The sequence below is a fragment of the Plasticicumulans sp. genome (assembly GCF_035331805.1).
In the GTDB taxonomy this organism is placed as follows: domain Bacteria; phylum Pseudomonadota; class Gammaproteobacteria; order Competibacterales; family Competibacteraceae; genus Plasticicumulans.
Genome location: NZ_DAOLKE010000391.1, coordinates 1 through 3,045, shown reverse-complemented (window position 1 = coordinate 3,045; position 3,045 = coordinate 1). Strand labels below are relative to the sequence as shown.

The 3,045-nt window shown below is 73.1% G+C and carries 3 protein-coding genes and 1 pseudogene; all 4 read left to right on the top strand.

Annotated features, from left to right (window positions below; translation table 11 throughout):
- Window positions 1-204, top strand: a 204-nt coding sequence (locus PKE44_RS17350; RefSeq protein WP_324553768.1) for a hypothetical protein, incomplete at its 5' end; no start/stop codon positions are given.
- 45 nt (window positions 205-249) lie between these two features.
- Window positions 250-1,887, top strand: a complete 1,638-nt coding sequence (locus tag PKE44_RS17345; protein ID WP_324553766.1) for a TolC family protein — start codon at window positions 250-252, stop codon at window positions 1,885-1,887.
- Entirely contained in the window at window positions 1,884-2,624 is a 741-nt protein-coding gene (locus PKE44_RS17340; RefSeq protein ID WP_324553764.1) for an efflux RND transporter periplasmic adaptor subunit, read from the top strand. The genes PKE44_RS17345 and PKE44_RS17340 overlap by 4 nt, the downstream gene beginning before the upstream one ends.
- 90 nt (window positions 2,625-2,714) lie before the next feature.
- Window positions 2,715-3,045, top strand: a pseudogene (locus PKE44_RS17335) (secretion protein HylD); the annotation flags it as partial.

Here is a 3,045-nt window from a genome sequence, read left to right as displayed (position 1 = left end):
CCGCCGCAGGCCGCCCGTTCCCTGCCGGCCGCCGACTGGCTCGCCGCCCTCGGCCTGCACGACGACGCTGCGGCCCACCCGGCACCGGCCCTTGCACCGGATGCCGGTCACGACGGTTTCAGCGCCCGCCTGCAGCAGGCGCTGCCGCCGACGCTCGCCGAGCAGAGCCGTGCGCTCGCCGATGTGCTGCTCGCCGCCGACTGATCCCCCATGCCGAACCGAACACTTCGCCCCGGACCCGTCCCGATCATGAAGCCGACGCCCAAGCCCGTCTGCCGCACGCTTGCCGCTGCCCTCGCCCTCGCGCTCACCGCCGGCTGCACGATCCGCCCCGAACCGCTGAGCGACGACGAGCACCGCGCCCGCGTGGCCGAGGATCGCAAGGCCATCGCCAGCGAGTTCGTGCCGGTCAGCGCGCCGCTGACGCTGCCCGAGGCCATCGCCCGGGCGCTGAAGTACAACTACGAGAACCGGCTGGCGCTGATGGAATCGGTGCTGCAGGACCGGCAGCTTTCGGTGGCGAATTTCGCGATGCTGCCGCGACTGGCGGTCAACGCCGGCTATTCGGCGCGTGACAACGATCTCGCCAGCGTCAGCCAGGATGTCTACCCCGAGCGCCACCCGCGCGAGAACAACTACCAGACCTCGAACGACCGCGCGCACCACTTCGCCGATCTGACCTTCACGTGGAACCTGCTCGACTTCGGCGTCGGCTATTACCAGGCCCGCCAGCAGGCCGACCGCGTGCTGGTCGCGCGCGAGCGCCGGCGCAAGGTCGTCAACAACATCGTCAAGGAAGTCACGGCCGCGTACTGGCGCGCGGCGACCGCCGAGCGTCTGCTGCCGCAGGTGCGCCCGGTGCTGGCGCGGGCCGAGCAGGCGCTGCGCGCGAGCCGCAGCATCGAGCAGGACCAGCTGCAGCCGCTGATCCCGACGCTCGAATACCGCCGCAACCTGCTGCAGGTGGTCGGGCAGCTGCGCAAGCTCGCCGCCGATCTGGAAGTCTCGAAGGCGCAGCTCGCCGGGCTGATCAACGTGCCGGCCGGCGCGCCGCTGCCGATCGCCGTGCCCTCGCGCAGCGAGGCGCTGCCCGGTGCGATGCAGGCGAGCCTCGAACAGCTCGAAACCGTCGGCCTGCACTACCGGCCCGACCTGCGCGAGGAGGCCTATCAGGCGCGCATCGACCGCCTCGGCGTGCGCAAGGAGATGATCCGCCTGCTGCCGGGCCTGAGCCTCCTCGGCTCGACCAGCTACGACTCGAACTCCTACCTGCTGAACCGCACCTGGGCCGAGGCCGGCGTGCGCGCGACCTGGAACCTCGTCAACCTCGCCGCCGGCCCGAGCACGATCGACGCCGCCGAGGCACAGGTCGAGGTCGATCTGTGGCGCCGGCGCGCCCTCAGCATCGCGGCGATCGTGCAGATCAACGTCGCCTGGCAGCAGTACCGGCGCGCGCTCGACGGCTACGACAGCGCCGACGCGCTCAACGACATCGAGGGCAAGCTGCTGCGCGCGGTCGCCAACGCCGAAACCGCCGAGGCGCAGTCCGGCTTCGACCGCATCCGCCGCGAACTCTCGGCGCTGTCGGCGCAGCTCGATCGCGACCGCGCGCTCGCCGAGCTGTATGCGGCCCTCGCCAACGTCTACGTGTCGGTCGGCATCGACCCTTACGACGGCCCGATCGATGGCGTCGAGCTGCCGGAGATGACGCGCACCGTCGCCGCCAACCTGGCGCTGTGGCGCGCCGGCCGGCTGCCCGAGGCGGCACTGAAGGCCGCGACCGAAGCCGCAGCACCGCCGGCCGCACCGGCCACCGCCGACCAGCCGGTGCCGGTGCCGGTGCCGGCGACCGCGCCGAAGCTCGCCGATACCGGAGCCAGCCGTTGAGGCTCGCGCACCGCTGCATCGGCCTGACATTCGCCGCGCTGGCCTGCGCCGTCGCCAGTGCGGCCCCCGAGTCGTCCGCGCCGGCCACGGTGCGCGCGCAGCTCGTGCCGGTGCACGGCACGACCATCGCCAGCGAGATGGCCGGGCGCATCGCCGAACTGGCACCGCGCGAGGGCGAGCGCTTCGGCGAAGGCGACGTGCTGGTGCGCTTCGGCTGCGCCGGCCAGCAGGCCGAACTGGCGCGCGCGCGGGCGACGCTCGACAAGAAGCAGCGCGTGCACGAGGTCAACGGCCGGCTTGCGAAGCTGCAGTCGATCAGCCGGCTCGAACTCGACGTGTCCGCCGCCGAGGTCGCCGAGGCCGCCGCGGCGCTGAAGGTGGCCGAGGCCGTGGTCGCGCGCTGCACGATTGCGGCGCCGTGGCCGGGCCGGGTTGCCGAGCGCCACGTGCAGCGCTACCAGTCGGTCGGCGAAGGCCAGCCGCTGCTCGATGTGCTCGACGACCGCACGCTGGAGGTCGAGATGATCGTGCCGTCGACGAGCCTCGCGTGGCTGAAACCCGGCCACCGCTTCGAACTCGCCATCGACGAGACCGGCAAGCGCTACGCGGCCGAACTCGACCGGCTCGGCGCGCGCGTCGATCCGGTCAGCCAGTCGATCAAGATCTACGGCCGCCTGCTCGCCGCCGCGCCCGAGCTGCTGGCCGGCATGAGCGGCAAGGTCGTGCTGCAGCCGTGAGCATCGGACCCGGTGCGCAGGCATCCACCGCGCCGGCCGGACGGCCTGCGGGCTCCCGGCCCTGATCCCCCCTCGTCACCGCCACCGCCGATGTCCGCCGTCCCGCCCCCGTCCCCGCAGCTGCTGCGCCTCGCCGCGCTCGTGCAGCTCGAACAGCGCGCGCGACTCGCCACGCCGGCCGAACTGGCGTTCGTGATCGTCAACGAGACGCACGGCCTGCTGGCGTACCGTCAGGCGGTGCTGTTCGACGCCGGTGGTCGCGTCGAGGCCGTGTCCGGCGTCGCGCTGCCGGATGCCGACGGGCCTTACCTGCAGTGGCTGGCGCGGGCGTTCGCGGCGCTGCCTGCCGCAGCCGGCGACGAGGCGCCGGCGCGACGTTTCGGTGCCGCGGCGCTGCCCGAGGCGCTCGCCGCCGACTGGG

Bases quoted from the DNA above. Each gene is read 5' to 3' on its own strand.
- PKE44_RS17345 (WP_324553766.1), top strand. From the start codon at position 250: ATGAAGCCGACGCCCAAGCCCGTCTGCCGCACGCTTGCCGCTGCCCTC.